A 19,307-nucleotide genomic window follows, 5' to 3' on the forward strand; every position below is an offset into this window, starting at 1 on the left:
TTATGCAGTATTCAGAAATTATGATTCGCTATGGAGAATTGTCAACCAAGCACAAAAATCGTATGCGTTTCATCAATAAACTTCGTAATAATATTTCGGACGTTTTGTCCATCTATCCTCAAGTTAAGGTAACCGCAGATCGAGACCGTGCCCACGCTTATCTCAATGGAGCTGATTATACAGCAGTAGCAGAATCTCTCAAACAAGTCTTTGGAATTCAAAACTTTTCTCCCGTTTATAAGGTTGAAAAGTCTGTAGAAGTTCTTAAATCAGCTGTCCAAGAGATTATGAAAGCTATCTACAAGGAGGGCATGACCTTTAAAATCACTAGTAAGCGAAGCGACCACAACTTCGAATTGGATAGTCGTGAACTCAATCAAACTCTTGGCGGTGCTGTTTTCGAGGCTATTCCAAACGTGCAAGCTCAGATGAAAAATCCAGATATTAATCTTCAAGTTGAGATTCGTGAGGAGGCTGCCTACCTATCCTATGAAACCTTTCGTGGAGCAGGAGGATTACCTGTGGGAAGTTCTGGTAAAGGCATGCTCATGTTGTCAGGTGGAATTGATTCACCTGTGGCAGGTTATCTAGCTCTCAAACGTGGGGTTGATATTGAAGCCGTTCACTTTGCCAGCCCACCATATACTAGTCCTGGTGCCCTTAAAAAAGCCCACGATTTGACTCGAAAATTGACCAAGTTTGGTGGAAATATCCAATTTATCGAAGTGCCTTTCACTGAGATTCAAGAAGAAATCAAGGCTAAGGCGCCAGAAGCCTACCTCATGACCTTGACCCGTCGTTTTATGATGCGCATTACCGATCGTATCCGTGAGGTACGAAATGGTTTAGTTATCATCAATGGGGAAAGTCTTGGTCAAGTAGCCAGCCAAACCTTGGAAAGCATGCAGACTATCAACGCTGTGACTAGCACTCCAATCATTCGTCCTGTGGTTACGATGGACAAGTTGGAAATCATTGACATTGCGCAGGAAATCGATACCTTTGAAATTTCAATCCAGCCTTTTGAGGACTGCTGTACTATTTTTGCGCCTGACCGTCCCAAGACTAATCCTAAGATAGAGAATGCTGAGCAATATGAAAAACGGATGGATGTCGAAGGTTTGGTTGAGCGAGCAGTGGCAGGGATTATGATCACTAAGATCACACCTCAAGCTGAAAAAGATGCTGTCGATGAGTTAATTGATAATCTCCTCTAATCAGAAAATCCAGAAGAATTTAGAATATTAAATGAAAAAAGTTAGTTATTTATCCTTAAAATGGACAATTACTGACTTTTTTTCTATTTTTATGGTATAATGAGATAAAATTTTGAATATAGAGAGTTTTCTGACAATGAATCATTCCTACTTTTACTTAAAAATGAAAGAACACAAACTCAAGGTTCCTTATACAGGAAAAGAGCGTCGTGTGCGTGTTCTCCTGCCAAAGGATTATGAGAAAGATACAGACCGTTTTTACCCTGTTGTTTACTTTCATGACGGGCAAAATGTCTTTTACAGCAAGGAGTCCTATATCGGACACTCTTGGAAAATTATTCCAGCCATTAAGCGAAACCCTGATATCAGTCGCATGATTGTTGTAGCTATCGACAATGATGGTTTGGGTCGGATGCATGAGTACGCGGCTTGGAAGTTCCAAGAATCTCCTATTCCAGGCCAGCAGTTTGGCGGTAAGGGCGTGGAGTATGCTGAGTTTGTCATGGAGGTGGTCAAGCCTTTTATCGATGAGACCTATCGTACCAAAGCTGATCGCCAGCATACGGCTATGATTGGCTCTTCACTAGGAGGCAATATTACCCAGTTTATCGGACTAGAATACCAAGACCGAATTGGTTGTCTAGGTGTCTTCTCATCTGCTAACTGGCTTCATCAAGAAGCCTTTAACCGCTACATCGAACGCAAGAAATTGTCGCCTGAACAACGTATTTTTATCTATGTTGGAACGGAAGAAGCGGATGATACGGACAAGACTCTGATGGCTGGCAATATCAAGCAAGCCTATATCGACTCATCGCTTCGCTATTATCATGATTTGATTGCTGGTGGAGTAGGCTTGGATAATCTTGTCTTGAAAGTTCAGTCTGGTGCTATCCATAGTGAGATTCCATGGTCGGAAAATCTGCCAGACTGTCTCCGATTTTTTGCAGAGAAATGGTAAGTTAGGAAAGGAGAAAGCCAATGCATATTGAAAACCTTAGCCACTGGAGTGGCCACCTCAACCGTGAAATGTACCTCAACCGTTATGGACATGCTGGGATTCCAGTTGTGGTTTTTGCTTCATCTGGTGGCAGTCACAATGAATACTATGATTTTGGCATGATTGATGCCTGTGCTTCCTTTATCGAAGAAGGCCGTGTCCAATTCTTTACCCTATCCAGTGTGGACAGTGAGAGCTGGCTGGCTACTTGGAAAAATAGTCATGACCAGGCAGAGATGCATCGTGCCTACGAACGCTATGTGATTGAGGAGGCCATTCCTTTTATCAAGCACAAGACAGGTTGGTTTGATGGGATGATGACGACGGGGTGTTCGATGGGAGCCTACCATGCACTCAATTTCTTCCTCCAGCATCCAGATGTCTTTACCAAGGTGATTGCTCTCAGCGGTGTTTATGACGCACGTTTCTTCGTTGGTGATTACTACAATGACGATGCCATTTACCAAAACTCGCCAGTAGATTATATCTGGAATCAGAATGACGGCTGGTTTATTAATCGTTACCGTCAGGCAGAAATCGTCGTTTGTACGGGACTTGGTGCCTGGGAACAAGACGGTCTACCATCTTTCTACAAGCTCAAAGAAGCCTTTTACCAGAAACAAATTCCAGCCTGGTTTGCTGAATGGGGGCACGATGTTGCCCACGACTGGGAATGGTGGCGTAAACAAATGCCCTATTTTCTTGGACACTTGTATCTATAAAAGGAGTTGCCTATGAATTACCTTGTTATTTCTCCCTACTATCCGCAAAACTTCCAACAGTTTTCTATCGAACTAGCTAATAAAGGCATCACAGTCTTGGGAATTGGTCAGGAGCCTTACGAACAACTAGATGAGCCTTTGCGTAATAGCCTAACCGAGTATTTCCGTGTGGACAATCTTGAAAATATAGATGAAGTCAAGCGTGCGGTTGCCTTTCTTTTCTACAAGCATGGTCCTATCGACCGCATCGAGTCCCACAATGAATACTGGCTTGAGCTAGACGCAAGACTCAGAGAACAATTCAATGTCTTTGGTGCCAAACCTGAAGATCTTAAAAAAACCAAGTTTAAGTCTGAGATGAAGAAACTCTTCCAGAAGGCAGGCGTACCTGTTGTACCAGGCGCTGTTATCCAGACAGAAGCAGATGTAGACCAAGCAGTCGAGACGATTGGCCTACCAATGATTGCCAAACCGGATAATGGAGTGGGAGCCGCAGCAACCTTTAAGCTTGAGACAGAAGACGATATCCACCACTTCAAGGAAGAATGGGACCATTCAACCGTTTATTTCTTTGAAAAATTTGTCACTTCCAGTGAAATCTGTACCTTTGACGGACTAGTGGACAAGGATGGTCAGATTGTCTTTTCAACAACCTTTGACTACGCCTATACACCACTTGATCTGATGATTTATAAGATGGACAATTCCTACTATGTCCTCAAGGATATGGATCCCAAACTGCGCAAGTATGGTGAGGCCATTGTCAAAGAATTTGGAATGAGAGAACGCTTTTTCCATATCGAGTTCTTCCGTGACGGGGACGACTACATTGCCATTGAGTACAATAACCGTCCTGCAGGTGGTTTTACCATAGATGTTTATAACTTTGCTCATTCCTTGGATCTCTATCGTGGCTATGCGGCTATTGTCGCAGGAGAAGAGTTTCCAAGATCAGAGTTTGAGCCCCAGTATTGCTTGGCAACTTCACGTCGTGCCAATGTCAACTATGTCTATTCAGAAGAAGACTTGCTTGCCAAGTATAGCCAACAATTCAAGGTCAAAAAAATCATGCCAGCGGCTTTTGCAGAGCTACAAGGGGATTACCTTTATATGCTGACAACTCCAAGCCGTCAAGAGATGGAGCAGATGATTGCAGACTTTGGTAAACGTCAAGACTAATGAAAAGGATGAAAGGAGTTTGACTTCTTTTGTCCTTTTCTTAAAGATAAGTTAAATAAAGCGTTTTCCAGAGATTCTTTTAGAAAATCTGTTGCTAAAAGGCCTAAAAATTGATAGAATAAGGATTGTCTAAAAAAATTGAAGGAGAATCTATCAAATGGATTTTACATGGGCTATTAAATATGCCACAGAATTCTTGGGAACTGCTATTTTGATCATTCTTGGTAATGGTGCAGTTGCTAACGTTGAACTTAAAGGTACGAAAGGTCACCAAAGTGGCTGGCTCGTTATCGCGGTTGGTTACGGTATGGGGGTTATGATCCCAGCCTTGATGTTTGGTAATGTATCAGGAAACCACATCAACCCAGCTTTCACTCTTGGACTTGCAGTTAGTGGTCTTTTCTCTTGGGATCAAGTTCCATTTTACATCCTAGCACAAGTTTTGGGAGCAATCTTTGGTCAAGCTATGGTTGTAGCGACTCACCGTCCTTACTATTTGAAAACAGAAAATCCAAACAACATCTTGGGAACTTTCTCAACTATCTCAAGTTTGGACCATGGAACAAAAGAATCACGTTTTGCAGCTACTGTTAATGGTTTCCTAAATGAGTTTGTAGGTTCATTTGTTCTTTTCTTTGCAGCACTTGGTTTGACTAAAAACTTCTTTGGTGCTGAGGTTCTTCAATACATGAAACAAATGGCTACTCAGGCTGGTCAAACAGTTGATTTAACTGAAATGGCAGTGAAAGCTCAAGTAGCACCTCACACAGCTGCTGGGATCTCAGTTGCGCACTTGGCACTTGGTTTCCTAGTGATGGCCTTGGTAACTTCACTCGGTGGACCTTCTGGGCCTGCTTTGAACCCAGCTCGTGACTTCGGACCACGTCTTCTTCACGAACTCCTTCCAAAATCAGTTCTTGGTCAACACAAGGGTGATTCAAAATGGTGGTATGCATGGGTCCCAGTTGTAGCTCCAATTGCAGCGGCTATTGCAGCAGTAGCAGTATTCAAACTACTTTATCTATAATAAAAGAAACTGGGGGAACCCAGTTTTTTTGCTATAAAATTTTTAAATAAAACAGATATGGCTTGTAAAATATTCGAAAATCCTTTAAAATAAGAGAGTTGGAGGAATTTATGAGTGTGAATGAGATAGTTCGGATCATTCCGACTGTGAAAGTTAATAACCGAAAATTAAATGAAAAATTTTACATTGAAACCTTAGGGATGAAACCCTTGTTAGAAGAGTCTGCCTTTCTCTCCTTGGGAGATCAGACAGCTACTGAAAGATTGATTTTAGAAGAAGCTCCGAGCATGCGAACTCGCAGAGTTGAAGGGCTTAAGAAACTTGCTAGACTCGTGGTAAAAGTTGAGAATCCTTCTGAAATCGAGGGCATTCTTTCACAGATGAAGTCCCTTCCTCGCCTATTTAAAGGAAGCTGTGGTTATGCTTTTGAGATTGTTTCTCCTGAACAGGATGTGATTCTTGTTCATGCGGAAAATCATATTGAAGACTTAGTTCCGCTAGATACGATTCCTGAATTTTATTCAAATAAAAGTATAAAACACCTGAGTCAATTTGAGATTTCTATGGAGTTGCGCTTACCTGAGGGGACGGAGAGTATACTTGCTCCTGAAAAAGTGGGTACAGTTATCACATTTACTCAAGGGCAAGGGCCAGATTTGGCTGTTGAAAACAATGTTACTTGGGACTTGTCTATGCTGAAATTTTTGGTAAAGAATCTAGATTTAACTAGTCTTCGTCAGAAATTTGAAGGCACAGACTATTTTATTCCAAAGTCTGAAAAATTCTTCCTTGGTAAAGATACCAATAACATCGAATTATGGTTTGAAGAAGCATGAAGTGGACAAAAATTCTAAAAAAAATAGAAGATCAAATCGAGGCAGGGGTCTATCCCGGGGCCTCTTTTGCGTATTTTAAGGATGGAGAATGGAGAGAATCCTACCTAGGCTTGAGTGATCCTGAGAAAGGTTTGAAAACAGAGTCAGGGCTAGTCTATGACTTAGCCAGTGTGAGTAAGGTTGTGGGAGTCGGGACAGTCTTGACCTTCTTGTGGCAACAGGGGAAACTAGACATTGATCGACCAGTGACAGATTTTTTATCGGAGTGTGATTATCCTGATATCACTATACGGCAGCTTCTGACCCATGCTACAGATCTGGACCCTTTTATTCCCAATAGGGACCAGTTAGGTTATGAGGAATTAAGAGAAGCCATGTTTCACCTCAATAGACGAAATCAGCCTGCTTTTCTATACTCAGATGTTCACTTTTTACTCTTGGGCTTTCTTTTGGAGAAAATCTTTAACCAAGACTTGGATCAGATTTTAGAAGAACAAGTTTTGAACCCATGGGGGATGAAGGAAACAATGTTTGGTCCCGTTGAGTTTGCTGTACCAACAGTTAGAGGAGTAGCGGCAGGTAGTATCCACGATCCCAAAGCTCGTCTTCTGGGAAAACATGCTGGGAGTGCTGGTTTATTTTCAACTGTTAAGGATTTACAAATCTTTCTGGAACATTACTTGAAAGATGATTTTGCTGAAAACCTAAGTCGAAATTACTCTCCCTTAGATGATAAAGAGCGTTCGCTAGCCTGGAATCTGGAAGGAGACTGGCTTGATCATACGGGCTATACAGGTACCTTCATCATGTGGAATCGAAAGAAACAAGAAGCCGCCATCTTTTTATCCAATCGAACGTATGAGAAGGATGAACGTGCTCAGTGGATAGTCGATCGAAACCAAGTCATGGAAATGATTCGCCAAGAGGAGTAGGGGGAAGAATGTCAAAAACCGTAAAAGGAACTCTATTTACAGTAGTTGCTGGGATTGCTTGGGGCTTGTCTGGAACCAGTGGCCAATACCTGATGGCACACGGGATTTCCGCTCTAGTCTTGACCAATCTGCGGCTCATTATTGCTGGCTTGGCTCTGGTATTTTTAACTTATGCGACCGCAAAGGATAAACTCCTCGCTTTTTTAAAAGACAGGAAAAGCCTATACTCTCTATTGTTATTTGCCTTATTTGGACTTTTCTTAAACCAGTTTGCCTATCTTTCTGCCATTCAGGAAACCAATGCTGGAACGGCGACGGTTCTCCAGTATGTTTGTCCTGTTGGAATCTTGATTTATACTTGTATCAAGGACAAGGTAGCACCGACTCTGGCTGAGATTATTTCAATTGGTTTAGCAATTGGAGGAACTTTTCTTATCGCTACGCATGGGGAACTTGACCAGCTGTCAGTCACACCTGCGGGGCTTTTCTGGGGACTCTTTTCTGCCTTGACCTACGCCCTCTATATTATCCTTCCTATCGCTTTGATTAAGAAGTGGGGAAGTATGTTGGTGATTGGTGTGGGCATGGTTATTTCTGGTGTTGGGGCTATTCCATTCACAGGAGTTTTGTGGGCCAGTATACCGACCAGCTTGGATTTTCTCTTTGCATTTGCTGGCATTATCATCATTGGAACAGTATTTGCCTACACAGCTTTCCTAAAAGGAGCTAGTCTGATAGGCCCTGTTAAGTCTAGTTTATTAGCTTCCATAGAGCCAATTTCAGCTGTTTTCTTTGCCTTTCTGATTATGAAGGAACAGTTTTATGTGATTGATTTTGTCGGTATGGCCATGATTTTACTAGCCGTGACCATTATTTCTTTGAAAGATTTACTGTTGGAAAGTAAGCATAAATAAAAAATCCACTCAACTGAGTGGATTTTTGCTATCTATAAGATTAGTCTTTGTTTTCGTATGGCAAGATCAGATTCAAAATGATACCTGTCATGGCTGATAGGGCAGTACCTGAAAGGGTTACTGGACCGAGTTTAAGGATTGCTCCACCAAGTCCAAGTACCAGCATAGCACTTGCGATGATGAGGTTACGCATTTGACCGAAGTCTACACGTTCTTTGATTAAGACTTTCAAACCATTACTTGCAATAACTCCGTAGAGAAGGATGGACATGCCACCAAGCACAGCATTTGGAATGGTTGAAATCAAGGCAGTGAATTTACCTAGGAAGCTAAGAGCAATGGCGATAAAGGCTGCGTTACGGATAACGGAAACAGAAGCGATACGGGTCATACCGATAACTCCAGTGTTCTCACCGTAGGTAGTATTGGCTGGTCCACCGAGGAAGGCAGATACAGATGTCGCGATACCGTCACCAAGAAGCGTACGGTGAAGTCCTGGTTCTTTCAAGAACTGACGGCCACAGATTTGGCTCAAGACTGTGTGGTCTCCAATGTGTTCAGAGATGGTTACGATAGCGATAGGCAAGATAGCGATTGTTTCAGGACCGAAGTATAGGTTGTATTGCTTGAAGGCTCCACCTGTACTAAATGGCAAGTAGAAACCAGGGATTTCAAACCAGTTGGCTTGAAGGACTGGGGTGAAGTCCACAAGACCAAGAAGAACTGCGAAGATGTATCCACCGATAATGGCAAAGAGGAAAGGAATGATACGAAGGAATCCTTTTCCTTTTGTATTGATGAAGGCAGCAATGAGGAAGGTTACGACAGCAACAAGGGCATTTTTCCAGTTTCCATCAGCTACAAGACCAGCATTGGTCACGGCTGAGCCTGCAAGACCAAGACCGATAACGATAATCATAGGTCCGATAACGATAGGAGGCAAGAGTTTGTCAATCCATTTCGTACCAGCAAAGCGAACACTTGTTGCGACAATGACATAAATCAAACCAGTTAGAATAACCCCTGTTTGAGCAGCAGAGACGTCGCCCCCCATTTCTTTCATAGCAAGGGACATGGCTGTGATAAAGGCGAAGGATGATCCGAGATAGACTGGAACTTTAAAGCCAGTTGAAACCATATAAATCAGGGTTCCGACACCAGATGCAAAGAGGGCAACGGATACAGGCATTCCCAAAATCAAAGGAACTAGGATGGTCGCTCCAAACATAGCAAAAACGTGCTGGAAGCTGAGGAGGATACCTTTCCCAGCTGAAGGACGTTGATCAACGTCTAGTAACAAATCAACAGTTGATTCTTGTTTCATATAAACCTCACTTTTGGGCATCAAAAAAGAGCCCATTATTTTACAGCAACAGGCTCTCAGAGTAAGACTTCTTTAAAGAGAGGGGTATCTCATTAAAGAATTTCATATATTTCTGCGTCTTCGTCACCTCACGGGATGACATTAAAAACCTTTGCTTGTGATAGTATAGCAGAAATTACGAACTTTGTAAACAATTTTTTACTAAAAAAATTAAAGCGGGCGTTTATTGGGCATGCCAGCCTTACGTGGATATTTGTTTGGGGTTTCTTTTTTCTTTTCTACCACAGTGATGTATCGTGGATCTCCATTTGGTAGGGTGTAGCTGAGGTTGTTTTCGACCTTGCTAAAAAGGAGATTGAGAGCATTCTTGGCTTCTAGCAATTCTTCGGGGGCATTGCTGGCCTTGAGTGCCAAGAGTTTTCCACCAACTTTAAGATAGGGAATGGTCAATTCAGATAAGACTTGCATACGTGCAACAGCACGAGCTGTCACCATATCAAAATGAGCACGGAAGTTCTTGTCTTGGGCAAAGTCTTCTGCACGTCCATGATAGAAGTGAACTCCGTCCAAATTCAGCTCTTGGGCCAATAGTTGGAGGAAGTTGATGCGTTTATTTAGCGAATCAATGATGGTTACATCTAACTGAGGATAGAGGATTTTCATAGGAAGACTAGGAAATCCTGCCCCAGCCCCGATATCAAGAAGTTTGATAGTTTCATTTGAAATCAAGCCTTGCAGGATGGGTGCAATCGAATCATAAAAATGTTTGAGATAAACTTCTTCTTTGTCTGTAATAGCGGTCAGGTTAATCTTTTCATTCCACTCGACCAAGAGTTCAAAATAGCGTTCAAATTGTTCTTTTTGCTGGTCCGAAAGTGGAAGATTTTGCTCAGCTAGTAGGCTGTAAAATGTTTCTGGTTTCATAATAGTTTCCTTCTCTAGTATCATCTTATTTTACCATATTCGTTAAAATTTTGATATACTGGTAGTAATCTAAAAGCAGAAAGGAATAAGATTATGACTTGGATTATTCTTGGAGTTTTGGCTCTAATTGTTATTTTTGTGATTGTTAGCTATAACGGTTTGGTGAAAAATCGTATGCAGACCAAGGAGGCTTGGAGTCAGATCGATGTTCAGTTGAAGCGTCGTAATGATCTCCTCCCAAACTTGATTGAAACAGTCAAAGGCTATGCCAAATATGAAGGTTCTACCTTGGAAAAAGTGACAGAACTTCGTAGACAAGTAGCTGCAGCAACCTCACCAGCTGAAGCGATGAAGGCCAGTGATGCTCTTACACGCCAGATTTCTGGTATCTTTGCAGTAGCAGAGAATTACCCAGACTTGAAAGCTAGTGCTAACTTTATCAAATTGCAAGAAGAGTTGACCAATACAGAAAATAAAATTTCTTACTCTCGCCAACTCTACAACAGTGTTGTCAGCAACTACAATGTAAAACTTGAAAGTTTCCCAAGCAACATTATCGCGGGACTATTTGGCTTTAAAGCTGCAGACTTCCTTCAAACACCTGAAGAGGAAAAGGCAGTTCCTAAAGTTGACTTTAGCGGTTTAGGTGACTAAAATGTTGTTTGATCAAATTGCGAGCAATAAACGAAAAACCTGGATTTTGTTGCTGGTTTTCTTCCTACTCTTGGCCTTGGTTGGTTATGCGGTTGGCTATCTCTTCATGCGTTCAGGTCTTGGTGGTATGATAATTGCCTTGATTATCGGTCTTATCTACGCTCTGACCATGATCTTTCAATCGACAGAGATTGTCATGTCTATGAATGGTGCGCGTGAGGTTGATGAGCAAACAGCACCAGACCTCTACCATGTAGTGGAAGATATGGCCATGGTCGCTCAGATTCCCATGCCACGTGTTTTCATCATTGAGGATTCTTCTTTAAATGCCTTTGCAACAGGTTCGAATCCGCAGAATGCAGCAGTCGCAGCAACGTCGGGTCTTCTGGCTATCATGAATCGTGAGGAGCTAGAAGCTGTTATGGGTCATGAAGTCAGTCATATTCGAAACTACGATATCCGCATTTCGACCATTGCTGTCGCCCTTGCTAGTGCTATTACCATGCTATCTAGTATGGCAGGACGGATGATGTGGTGGGGTGGTGCAGGCCGCAGACGGAGTGATAATGATCGCGATGGAAATGGTCTAGAGATTATCATGCTTGTTATCTCTCTCTTAGCCATTGTTCTAGCACCTCTTGCAGCAACCTTGGTACAACTAGCTATCTCTCGTCAGCGAGAATTTCTAGCGGATGCATCCAGTGTGGAGCTGACCCGCAATCCTCAAGGGATGATCAATGCCTTGCGCAAGTTGGACAATAGCGAGCCAATGCATCACCACGTCGACGATGCTAGCAGCGCTCTTTATATCAATGATCCCAAGAAAGGTGGCGGACTACAAAAACTCTTTTACACCCACCCACCTATCTCAGAACGAATTGAGCGTTTGAAACAGATGTAAACAAAATCCAGAGAAGTTTCTCTGGATTTTTGCTTTTAGCATCTCACTTTTAACTTGTCATCTCACAGAAAAATAGTATAATATATGTAATTCTATATAATTGAGGTGAATGATGTATAAGCGCTGGATGACGTTTTTCTTGATTTTGATTTTTATGCCGATTCATTTGAGTATAGCAGAGAAAATCATGCGAGAAAATTCATTAACGTTATCAATCCTTTTTACACTTGTTGAACTTGCATTATTTTTATATGTAGGAAAAAAGTATGACTTGTTTCACATTCGGAAAATCTGCCTAAAAGATATTTTAAAATGTTTTCTATCATACGCCTTGCTTTTCCTATTTTATATTTTGGTCAATTTTTTAGGCCCTACCCAATCAGACACAACTCAAGCTGTGCAAAGTTTTTCACTTTCATGGTCTGTACTTTTTGTGGATCTCTGTGTTTTGGCACCTGTCACGGAAGAAATCTTTATGCGAGGTATGTTACAGGGGATAGTATTTAAGAATACATATTTTGGATTGTTTGCTACATCGCTTCTTTTTGCTTATCTGCATGGTCCCTATACTATTCCTAGCTTTATCACCTATTTAGGTATGGGATTTGCATTTGGGATAAGGTATAAGACTTCTGACAACCTATGGAATTCCATTCTTTTGCATATCCTCAATAATCTGGTTGCATTTTGCTTTTTGTATATGAGATAATACTGCATTAGAATGTTGACGATGCTAGCAGCGCACTTTATATCAATGATCCCAAGAAAGGTGGCGGACTTCAAAAACTCTTTTATACTCACCCACCTATCTCAAAACGAATTGAGCGTTTGAAAAATATGTAAAAAGAATCCAGAAATCGTCTCTGGATTTTTGCTATGTTCAACATTTATAAATCTTGTAAATCAACAACTTCCAAACCATTTTCTGTCAAACGATAAATACTCGTACAGACCTCTTTTAAGAAGCGTCTGTCATGCGAAACAGTGATCAGACCACCGGAATAAGAGGCAAAGAGTTTTCTGATTTCGGGTTGAGAAGTGGGAGAAAAGTTTCGTGTAGGCTCATCCAGAAGGAGAAAGTTTGATTTGCGCAAGACTAAATCTAAAAGTAGGAGTTTACCCTGTTGACCGCCAGATAAGGAGCGGATTTGGTGGTTCATCTCTGGATAACTTAAATTGAGACTGGCTAAGTGAGATTGAATTTTCTGTAATTCCTCTTTTTCCCCAGTTTGGCTGAGATAGGCTACTGGAGATAGATCCAATTGCAGTTTTTTGTGGTAATCTTGTGGCATAAAACCAAGAGAAATTTCTCTTTTGTTGCTTAGGAGTTGTTGTAACTTGCATAACAGAGTTGATTTCCCAACACCATTTGGCCCGATGATACCGATTTTATCTTGGCCACGGACCGTTAGTTGTAACTCCTGAGCTAAAATGCGCTGGCCAATGGACAAATTTTCCTTTTCCAGTTGGACTAAGACTTTAGAAGCCGGTAATGGTTGGATGTCTGAAAAGAAAAGTTGGATTTGCTCCTCTTCAAGTGGCTTTTGTGTCATGGACTGAGCTGTTTTCTCAAAGCGTTTTTCTTGAGAGAGAACAGTTTTCATCTTTTTAGCCAATAGGCGACCGGCAGTACTGTCTTTGGTAGCTCGAAGTGCAGTTTCTACATTTTGCTTGACTCGACGATGCTTTTCCATGGTTTTGTCATAGGCTCTCTGGTCGTTAGCAGCTTGCTGGCTTTGTCTGGCAAAATTAGCCTTTCTCTGGTCACTATAGCTATCGTAGTCTAAATGCTCTACTAGTGTTTCCGCTTCTTTCCGGTGCTTGACCAGTCGTAAGTGGACAATAGTATCTGCCGTCTGAGAAAGAAAGTCTTCATCATGGGAAATGAAAATAACGGTTTGCCTCATCTTTTGTATCTGACTTTTTAGCCAATCAACTGTCTCAAGATCCAGATCATTTGAAGGTTCGTCTAAAAAAAGAATCTCAAGAGGTTTTGCCAACTCATGGATGAGCTGAATTTTCAAAGCTTCGCCACCTGATAGACTGCCAATTTCTTGGTCGCTAGCAAAACGGTCGCTATCAAAGTGCAACTCCTCCGCCAAACGATAAAGAATGCTGTAGTCTAAATCAGCAGAATCCAAAAAGAAGTAATCGTGTAGAGTTCTACTTTTTAGCTCCTCAGGTAACTTTTGGGGAATGTAGGCCAGTGACTGAAGGTCAGACTGGATCTCTCCTTTGATAGTGAAATCAGGCAATGCTTCCCCCATTAAAGCTCGCAGCAAAGTTGATTTGCCATTTCCTTCTTCACCAATAATAGCAACCTTTTCTCCGTCTTGGATAGTCATGGTTAGGTCAGATACAAGATTTCGTAGATATTTGTTTTGTGTGATGGTCAGATGATTGATTTTTATCATATTATTGCCCTTTCTAGAATGTCGATAGTGCATAACAAAAAGCTCTACTTTATCTAGTAGAGCCCAAAGTCACTGTCAAAAACGCCATTATCCATGTCGAAAATCCCATCAACCTAGGTCCGTCTAACCCTATCCAAGTCAAGAGGAGCAGATGGTTAGCTTTCTAGTTTTTTTGATTTTCAAAGAGGATAAAGTACCAGAAAATCTAGTACCAAAAGAGCATGCAAAAAGAGACAAAAACAAGATCTACTAAATAAAGTTTCTTTATTTGATAGACTTAGTTGTTCATGTCTCCCTTACCTCCGAGTATTAGTACCTCTATCCTATACCTTTCAGGAAATTTTGTCAATAGAAAATCCAAAATTTTAAACTCTAAAATCCGAAAACGGGTCCATAAAGAGTCAGTACGTGTTTGACGTGCTCGTAATGAAACTTGTCATAGTTGCGCCAAGCAGTGCGTGCTTGATCGTTTAGTTTTAGGCTCCCCAGTCCGATCAAAAGACTGGTACATTGGTAAAATTTCTCAAGGTCGATTAAGATACTGTTGTCAAGCTTTTCCGCTTTTTTAAGTTCCTTGAGAGTGCTGTTCAGCAGTTCTTGTAGACGGAAATCATCGGCTGTACCCTGTTTGCAACTTTGGTAGCTTTTATTTAACTCGGATAGGAGTTGGTAAGCTTGGTTGATTAGTGCTTTGTCTTCCATATGAGCATCCTCCTTGCTCTGATGTATTCTTGCCTATAGTATAGCACTAAACAGAAAATATGTCATAGTAAATATGTTAAAAAGGAGATTTTAATATCAAAGTTTGGAAGGCTGACTTGTAGCCTTTTCATGGTATAATCAAGTGAGTAAATCTTTATGGAGGAAATATGAAGTTAAATATTCAAGAAATTCGTAAGCAGCCTGAAGGCCTACATTTTGAACAAGCTTTAGACCTGGCATCAGACTTGCGTGCCCGTAATCAAGAAATTTTAGATGTCAAAGATATCCTTGCGGTAGGGAAGGTCCAATACGAAGACCGCATGTATTTCTTAGATTATCAACTATCTTACACCATTGTCCTTGCTTCCAGTCGTAGTATGGAGCCAGTTGAGTTGTCAGAGTCTTATCCAGTGACAGAGGTTTTCATGGAAGGCGCAACCAACCAACTAGATCAGGAAGTTCTTGATGATGACCTGGTCTTGCCTATCGAAAATGGGGAAATCGACCTTGCTGAGAGTGTGTCAGATAATATCTTGCTAAACATTCCAATCAAAGTCTTGACAGCTGAAGAAGAAGCTGGTCAAGGATTTGTTTCAGGTAATGACTGGCAAATCATGACAGAGGAGGAGTACCAAGCTCAACAAGCAGTCAAGAAAGAAGAAAACAGTCCATTTGCTGGCTTGCAAGGACTGTTTGATGGAGACGAATAATGGTCTTGTCAAAAAAACGAGCACGTAAAGTGCTAGAAGAAATCATAGCTCTCTTTCCAGATGCTAAGCCTAGTCTTGATTTTACCAATCACTTTGAACTATTGGTTGCAGTGATGCTGTCAGCCCAGACGACAGATGCTGCAGTCAACAAGGCTACACCAGGTCTCTTTGCTGCTTTTCCAACGCCTCAAGCCATGTCTGTCGCAACTGAAAGTGAAATTGCTTCACACATTTCTCGTCTGGGACTGTATCGAAATAAGGCTAAATTCCTTAAAAAATGTGCCCAACAACTATTAGACGATTTTGACGGCCAAGTACCTCAGACTCGCGAGGAATTAGAAAGCCTAGCAGGTGTTGGTCGCAAAACAGCAAATGTCGTCATGAGTGTTGGCTTTGGGATTCCAGCCTTTGCAGTGGACACTCATGTGGAGCGTATCTGCAAGCATCATGATATTGTCAAGAAATCGGCTACACCCCTCGAAGTAGAAAAACGTGTCATGGACATTCTGCCACCAGAGAAATGGTTGGCAGCCCACCAAGCCATGATATACTTTGGACGGGCTATCTGTCATCCAAAAAATCCAGAATGCGATCACTATCCTCAATTATATGATTTTAGTTCGTTATAAGTGAAAATAATGAATGTTTTTACTTGATTTGAACGGGTCTTTGTGATATAGTAATGACAATAAAATATTCCTTTAAACCTGTCCCGTGAGGCAGACAAGGAGCTGGATTAAGTAGAAGGGTGAAGTCTATACTGTTTGCAGTAGGGCTCGCTTGGCTATACATTCTGAAGTCTCCTTGTTAAGGAGACTTTTCTTTTTGGAGGTTTGTCATGAAGGCAAAAGAAGTTGTAGACGAATTGACCGTCAAACGCGCGATTACTCGAATCACTTACGAGATTATTGAGCGAAACAAAGATTTGAACAAAATCGTTTTGGCTGGTATTAAAACGCGAGGTGTCTTTATTGCTCGTCGTATTCAAGAACGTTTGGAACAGTTAGAATCTCTTTCAGTTCCAGTAGTAGAACTGGACACCAAACCTTTCCGTGACGATGTTAAAAGTGGTGAAGATACTTCTTTAATCTCTGTTGATGTGACAGACCGGGAAGTCATTTTAGTGGACGATGTGCTCTATACAGGTCGTACCATTCGTGCAGCTATTGACAACGTCGTCAGCCATGGTCGCCCTGCTCGTGTGAGTTTAGCAGTTCTAGTGGATCGCGGACATAGAGAACTTCCAATCCGTCCAGACTATGTTGGGAAAAATATTCCAACTAGTCGCTCTGAAGAGATCATCGTAGAGATGGCAGAACTAGATGGACAAGATAGAGTTCTTATTACCGAAGAAGCCTAGATAGCAAAAAGGAGTTAACCATGTCAGAAAATCAACAAGCTTTGCAACATGTGGTCTCTATGGAAGACCTTACTGTAGATCAGGTCATGAAATTGATCAAACGAGGAATCGAATTTAAGAATGGAGCGCAGGCTTCCTATGAGGACCAGCATATCGTTTCCAACCTTTTCTTTGAAAGTTCGACTCGTACGCACAAGTCCTTTGAAGTAGCAGAGATTAAGTTGGGACTGAATCTACTCGATTTCGATGTGAAGACGAGTTCAGTTAACAAGGGTGAAACACTCTATGATACGATCTTGACACTGTCTGCACTTGGAGTGGATGCCTGTGTTATCCGTCACCCAGAAGTCGACTACTACAGAGAGTTGATTGCCAGTCCAACCATTACGACTTCCATTATCAATGGTGGAGATGGTTCAGGGCAACATCCAAGTCAGAGCTTGCTTGATTTGATGACAATATACGAAGAATTTGGCCATTTTGAGGGGCTTAAGGTCGCTATCGCTGGGGATCTGGACCACTCACGTGTAGCCAAATCAAATATGCAAATTTTGAAACGTTTAGGCGCAGAGCTTTACTTTGCAGGTCCTGAGGAATGGAGAAGTCAGGAATTCGCAGACTATGGCCAGTTTGTAAGTATTGACGAGATCATCGATCAGGTGGATGTCATGATGTTCCTTCGCGTCCAGCATGAACGTCATGAAAGTGGAGTGGTCTTTTCAAAAGAAGGCTACCATGCGCAACATGGTTTGACGCAAGAGCGTTATGATCGCTTGAAAGAAAAAGCAATTCTCATGCACCCTGCCCCAGTCAACCGTGATGTCGAAATCGCAGACCATTTAGTTGAAGCGCCAAAATCACGCATTGTCCAACAAATGACCAATGGTGTATTTGTCAGAATGGCAATCTTAGAATCTGTTCTGGCATACAGAAAAGCAAAATAAACACAAGACGTTAAAAGACGCCTGAGAGCGTCCACGAGAGGTGACTATATGACAAAACGACTTCTAGTATTAGAAGATGGCACAGTTTTTGAAGGCAAGGCCTTCGGAGCAGATATTGATGTAACAGGTGAAATCGTCTTTAATACAGGGATGACCGGCTATCAAGAATCCATTACAGACCAGTCTTATAATGGACAAATCTTGACTTTCACATACCCGTTGGTGGGAAACTATGGGATTAACCGTGATGACTACGAATCCATCAGTCCTACCTGTAAGGGAGTAGTAGTTTTTGAAGAAGCGCGTAGAGCCAGCAACTGGCGCAATCAAATGACCTTGGACGAATTCTTGAAAGCCAAGAAAATCCCTGGTATCTCAGGAATTGATACTCGTGCGCTTACAAAGATTATCCGTAAGCATGGTACTATGAGGGCAACCCTTACGCATGTTGGTGATACCATGGACCATATCGCAGACCAGCTCCAAGCAACAGTCTTGCCGACAGATAATATCAAGCAAGTCTCTACTAAGACAGCTTATCCTGCTCCTGGAGTTGGATTGAGTGTCGTTCTGGTAGACTTTGGTCTCAAACATTCCATTTTACGCGAACTTTCGAAACGGAACTGTAACGTGACTGTGGTTCCATACACAACTACAGCAGAAGAAATTCTCCATCTCAACCCTGACGGCGTCATGTTGTCAAACGGTCCAGGAAACCCAGAAGATGTTCCCCAGGCCCTCGATATGATTCGTGGTGTGCAAGGGAAGATTCCAATCTTTGGTATCTGTATGGGGCATCAACTCTTTGCCATGGCAAATGGCGCTAAGACCTATAAGATGAAGTTTGGTCACCGTGGATTTAACCACGCGGTCCGTGAAATTGCAACAGGACGAGTAGACTTTACTAGCCAGAACCATGGTTATGCGGTCAGTCGTGAAGAATTGCCAGAGCACTTGATCATTACCCATGAAGAAATCAATGACAAGTCAGTTGAAGGTGTGCGTCACAGATACCAACCAGGTTTCTCTGTACAATTCCACCCAGACGCAGCTCCTGGGCCACACGACGCTAGCTACCTCTTTGACGAGTTTATCGAGATGATGGAAGCTTTTAAACAAGCCAACTAAGAACGAGTAAGACTCGTCGGAGAATTCATGGAATTGAACACGGACGGAAAGCTCGGAATTTAGAGAAACCAAGGAAGAATTTCTATCCTTGGTTTCCAAAATTCAGTCGCTTTCTTATCGTCCTTTGTATCTTATTTAATGTCGCTCTGTGAGGCGACGAATAGAAAGGCAGGTCGTTTCTTTTAGTCGCTATTGGGCGAACTAAAAACTCCCTGCACTAGATTTTTTATCGAAAATAATCGTTTCTCTAAAAAATCGACGGAGAATTTATTTAATGGCAACCAGAGAGTTGCCGAATAGAAAGGAGAAGATACATTGTTCGCGGAAGTGAACACGCCCTAAGAACTGTGTGAAAAAGATAAACATCGTCTTGACGCTAAAGGCGTCTGCACCGAGTTTCCTATTTTCACTGTGTTCTT

At 41.9% G+C, this 19,307-nt stretch carries 21 protein-coding genes and 1 pseudogene; 17 read left to right on the forward strand and 5 right to left on the reverse strand.

Translation table 11 applies throughout. From position 1 onward, the window contains the following. Positions 1–2 precede the first annotated feature (2 nt). From thiI to ACUW6H_RS00850, 8 genes are all read left to right on the forward strand, one after another. Complete coding sequence (gene thiI, locus ACUW6H_RS00815) at positions 3–1,217, forward strand: tRNA uracil 4-sulfurtransferase ThiI (RefSeq protein ID WP_454359291.1); 1,215 nt, start codon at positions 3–5, stop codon at positions 1,215–1,217. A gap of 136 nt (positions 1,218–1,353) precedes the next feature. Continuing rightward, the gene (locus ACUW6H_RS00820) at positions 1,354–2,178 is read left to right on the forward strand and encodes an alpha/beta hydrolase (RefSeq protein WP_049537346.1); all 825 of its coding nucleotides are present in this window, start codon (positions 1,354–1,356) and stop codon (positions 2,176–2,178) included. A 20-nt stretch (positions 2,179–2,198) separates the two neighbouring features. After that, on the forward strand, positions 2,199–2,939 hold the full coding sequence (locus ACUW6H_RS00825; RefSeq protein ID WP_454359294.1) for an esterase family protein: 741 nt from the start codon (positions 2,199–2,201) through the stop codon (positions 2,937–2,939). A 12-nt stretch (positions 2,940–2,951) separates the two neighbouring features. Beyond that, positions 2,952–4,118: an ATP-grasp domain-containing protein gene (locus ACUW6H_RS00830; RefSeq protein ID WP_454359296.1), complete on the forward strand. Its 1,167-nt coding sequence runs from the start codon at positions 2,952–2,954 to the stop codon at positions 4,116–4,118. A 157-nt stretch (positions 4,119–4,275) separates the two neighbouring features. After that, positions 4,276–5,145 (forward strand): aquaglyceroporin Gla, encoded by an 870-nt coding sequence (gla, locus tag ACUW6H_RS00835; RefSeq protein WP_268705416.1) that lies wholly within the window; start codon positions 4,276–4,278, stop codon positions 5,143–5,145. Between the two features lie 110 nt (positions 5,146–5,255). Next, positions 5,256–5,981 carry a CppA N-terminal domain-containing protein gene (locus ACUW6H_RS00840; protein WP_454359298.1) on the forward strand — a complete coding sequence of 242 codons (726 nt, stop codon included), beginning with the start codon at positions 5,256–5,258 and terminating at the stop codon, positions 5,979–5,981. Then, the gene (locus ACUW6H_RS00845) at positions 5,978–6,913 is read left to right on the forward strand and encodes a serine hydrolase domain-containing protein (RefSeq protein WP_454359300.1); all 936 of its coding nucleotides are present in this window, start codon (positions 5,978–5,980) and stop codon (positions 6,911–6,913) included. The genes ACUW6H_RS00840 and ACUW6H_RS00845 overlap by 4 nt, the downstream gene beginning before the upstream one ends. An 8-nt stretch (positions 6,914–6,921) precedes the next feature. Beyond that, positions 6,922–7,827: a DMT family transporter gene (locus tag ACUW6H_RS00850; protein ID WP_454359302.1), complete on the forward strand. Its 906-nt coding sequence runs from the start codon at positions 6,922–6,924 to the stop codon at positions 7,825–7,827. A 40-nt stretch (positions 7,828–7,867) separates the two neighbouring features. On the opposite strand, the gene ACUW6H_RS00855 is transcribed toward ACUW6H_RS00850, so the two are convergent. Beyond that, a complete protein-coding gene (locus tag ACUW6H_RS00855; RefSeq protein ID WP_454359304.1) occupies positions 7,868–9,151 on the reverse strand; it encodes a uracil-xanthine permease family protein in 1,284 nt (427 codons plus the stop codon). Positions 9,152–9,361: 210 nt separating this feature from the next. Continuing rightward, a complete protein-coding gene (rsmG, locus tag ACUW6H_RS00860) occupies positions 9,362–10,075 on the reverse strand; it encodes a 16S rRNA (guanine(527)-N(7))-methyltransferase RsmG (protein ID WP_454359306.1) in 714 nt (237 codons plus the stop codon). 93 nt (positions 10,076–10,168) lie between these two features. Between rsmG and ACUW6H_RS00865 the strand changes: the two genes are divergently transcribed. From ACUW6H_RS00865 to ACUW6H_RS00880, 4 genes and pseudogenes are all read left to right on the forward strand, one after another. Continuing rightward, positions 10,169–10,729 carry a LemA family protein gene (locus ACUW6H_RS00865; RefSeq protein ID WP_000219838.1) on the forward strand — a complete coding sequence of 187 codons (561 nt, stop codon included), beginning with the start codon at positions 10,169–10,171 and terminating at the stop codon, positions 10,727–10,729. Position 10,730: 1 nt separating this feature from the next. Next, positions 10,731–11,630, forward strand: coding sequence for a zinc metalloprotease HtpX (gene htpX, locus ACUW6H_RS00870; protein WP_454359309.1), 900 nt, complete (start codon positions 10,731–10,733; stop codon positions 11,628–11,630). Positions 11,631–11,739: 109 nt separating this feature from the next. Then, entirely contained in the window at positions 11,740–12,339 is a 600-nt protein-coding gene (locus ACUW6H_RS00875; protein ID WP_454359311.1) for a CPBP family intramembrane glutamic endopeptidase, read from the forward strand. An 11-nt stretch (positions 12,340–12,350) separates the two neighbouring features. Further along, positions 12,351–12,473, forward strand: a pseudogene (locus tag ACUW6H_RS00880) (zinc metalloprotease HtpX); the annotation flags it as partial. Between the two features lie 44 nt (positions 12,474–12,517). Here the strand turns inward: ACUW6H_RS00880 and ACUW6H_RS00885 are convergent. Together ACUW6H_RS00885 and ACUW6H_RS00890 are read right to left on the reverse strand one after the other, a co-directional pair. Beyond that, entirely contained in the window at positions 12,518–14,077 is a 1,560-nt protein-coding gene (locus tag ACUW6H_RS00885) for an ATP-binding cassette domain-containing protein (RefSeq protein ID WP_454359313.1), read from the reverse strand. Between the two features lie 339 nt (positions 14,078–14,416). After that, a complete protein-coding gene (locus tag ACUW6H_RS00890; RefSeq protein ID WP_316717255.1) occupies positions 14,417–14,746 on the reverse strand; it encodes a helicase BlpT in 330 nt (109 codons plus the stop codon). 167 nt (positions 14,747–14,913) lie between these two features. On the opposite strand from ACUW6H_RS00890, the gene ACUW6H_RS00895 reads away from it, so the two are divergent. Both ACUW6H_RS00895 and nth read left to right on the forward strand, forming a co-directional pair. Then, positions 14,914–15,456 carry a YceD family protein gene (locus ACUW6H_RS00895; protein ID WP_061408918.1) on the forward strand — a complete coding sequence of 181 codons (543 nt, stop codon included), beginning with the start codon at positions 14,914–14,916 and terminating at the stop codon, positions 15,454–15,456. Continuing rightward, positions 15,456–16,085 carry an endonuclease III gene (nth, locus tag ACUW6H_RS00900; RefSeq protein WP_454359316.1) on the forward strand — a complete coding sequence of 210 codons (630 nt, stop codon included), beginning with the start codon at positions 15,456–15,458 and terminating at the stop codon, positions 16,083–16,085. The genes ACUW6H_RS00895 and nth overlap by 1 nt, the downstream gene beginning before the upstream one ends. 19 nt (positions 16,086–16,104) lie before the next feature. Here nth and ACUW6H_RS00905 read toward each other — a convergent pair whose 3' ends face one another. After that, a complete protein-coding gene (locus ACUW6H_RS00905; protein WP_454359318.1) occupies positions 16,105–16,248 on the reverse strand; it encodes a hypothetical protein in 144 nt (47 codons plus the stop codon). Between the two features lie 46 nt (positions 16,249–16,294). Here ACUW6H_RS00905 and pyrR point away from each other — a divergent pair, with 46 nt between their 5' ends. From pyrR to ACUW6H_RS00920, 3 genes are read left to right on the forward strand one after another with little or no spacing between them, the layout of a single operon-like run. Further along, positions 16,295–16,816: a bifunctional pyr operon transcriptional regulator/uracil phosphoribosyltransferase PyrR gene (pyrR, locus tag ACUW6H_RS00910; protein ID WP_000644748.1), complete on the forward strand. Its 522-nt coding sequence runs from the start codon at positions 16,295–16,297 to the stop codon at positions 16,814–16,816. Between the two features lie 20 nt (positions 16,817–16,836). Continuing rightward, complete coding sequence (locus tag ACUW6H_RS00915) at positions 16,837–17,760, forward strand: aspartate carbamoyltransferase catalytic subunit (protein WP_096407681.1); 924 nt, start codon at positions 16,837–16,839, stop codon at positions 17,758–17,760. Positions 17,761–17,808: 48 nt separating this feature from the next. Then, positions 17,809–18,888: a carbamoyl phosphate synthase small subunit gene (locus ACUW6H_RS00920; RefSeq protein ID WP_409002509.1), complete on the forward strand. Its 1,080-nt coding sequence runs from the start codon at positions 17,809–17,811 to the stop codon at positions 18,886–18,888. Positions 18,889–19,307: the final 419 nt, after the last annotated feature.

The organism is Streptococcus sp. 151470009-6, from assembly GCF_053628175.1.

What these genes read in the sequence shown, in the direction of transcription:
- ACUW6H_RS00885 (WP_454359313.1), bottom strand. Translation starts at nt 14,077, where the DNA reads ATGCACTATCGACATTCTAGAAAGGGCAATAATATGATAAAAATCAAT.
- ACUW6H_RS00920 (WP_409002509.1), top strand. Translation starts at nt 17,809, where the DNA reads ATGACAAAACGACTTCTAGTATTAGAAGATGGCACAGTTTTTGAAGGC.
- ACUW6H_RS00830 (WP_454359296.1), top strand. Translation starts at nt 2,952, where the DNA reads ATGAATTACCTTGTTATTTCTCCCTACTATCCGCAAAACTTCCAACAG.
- ACUW6H_RS00845 (WP_454359300.1), top strand. Translation starts at nt 5,978, where the DNA reads ATGAAGTGGACAAAAATTCTAAAAAAAATAGAAGATCAAATCGAGGCA.
- thiI (WP_454359291.1), top strand. Translation starts at nt 3, where the DNA reads ATGCAGTATTCAGAAATTATGATTCGCTATGGAGAATTGTCAACCAAG.
- gla (WP_268705416.1), top strand. Translation starts at nt 4,276, where the DNA reads ATGGATTTTACATGGGCTATTAAATATGCCACAGAATTCTTGGGAACT.
- ACUW6H_RS00905 (WP_454359318.1), bottom strand. Translation starts at nt 16,248, where the DNA reads ATGTATAGCCAAGCGAGCCCTACTGCAAACAGTATAGACTTCACCCTT.
- ACUW6H_RS00855 (WP_454359304.1), bottom strand. Translation starts at nt 9,151, where the DNA reads ATGAAACAAGAATCAACTGTTGATTTGTTACTAGACGTTGATCAACGT.
- ACUW6H_RS00820 (WP_049537346.1), top strand. Translation starts at nt 1,354, where the DNA reads ATGAATCATTCCTACTTTTACTTAAAAATGAAAGAACACAAACTCAAG.
- ACUW6H_RS00890 (WP_316717255.1), bottom strand. Translation starts at nt 14,746, where the DNA reads ATGGAAGACAAAGCACTAATCAACCAAGCTTACCAACTCCTATCCGAG.
- ACUW6H_RS00875 (WP_454359311.1), top strand. Translation starts at nt 11,740, where the DNA reads ATGATGTATAAGCGCTGGATGACGTTTTTCTTGATTTTGATTTTTATG.
- ACUW6H_RS00865 (WP_000219838.1), top strand. Translation starts at nt 10,169, where the DNA reads ATGACTTGGATTATTCTTGGAGTTTTGGCTCTAATTGTTATTTTTGTG.
- nth (WP_454359316.1), top strand. Translation starts at nt 15,456, where the DNA reads ATGGTCTTGTCAAAAAAACGAGCACGTAAAGTGCTAGAAGAAATCATA.
- htpX (WP_454359309.1), top strand. Translation starts at nt 10,731, where the DNA reads ATGTTGTTTGATCAAATTGCGAGCAATAAACGAAAAACCTGGATTTTG.
- ACUW6H_RS00850 (WP_454359302.1), top strand. Translation starts at nt 6,922, where the DNA reads ATGTCAAAAACCGTAAAAGGAACTCTATTTACAGTAGTTGCTGGGATT.
- pyrR (WP_000644748.1), top strand. Translation starts at nt 16,295, where the DNA reads ATGAAGGCAAAAGAAGTTGTAGACGAATTGACCGTCAAACGCGCGATT.
- ACUW6H_RS00840 (WP_454359298.1), top strand. Translation starts at nt 5,256, where the DNA reads ATGAGTGTGAATGAGATAGTTCGGATCATTCCGACTGTGAAAGTTAAT.
- ACUW6H_RS00895 (WP_061408918.1), top strand. Translation starts at nt 14,914, where the DNA reads ATGAAGTTAAATATTCAAGAAATTCGTAAGCAGCCTGAAGGCCTACAT.
- ACUW6H_RS00825 (WP_454359294.1), top strand. Translation starts at nt 2,199, where the DNA reads ATGCATATTGAAAACCTTAGCCACTGGAGTGGCCACCTCAACCGTGAA.
- rsmG (WP_454359306.1), bottom strand. Translation starts at nt 10,075, where the DNA reads ATGAAACCAGAAACATTTTACAGCCTACTAGCTGAGCAAAATCTTCCA.
- ACUW6H_RS00915 (WP_096407681.1), top strand. Translation starts at nt 16,837, where the DNA reads ATGTCAGAAAATCAACAAGCTTTGCAACATGTGGTCTCTATGGAAGAC.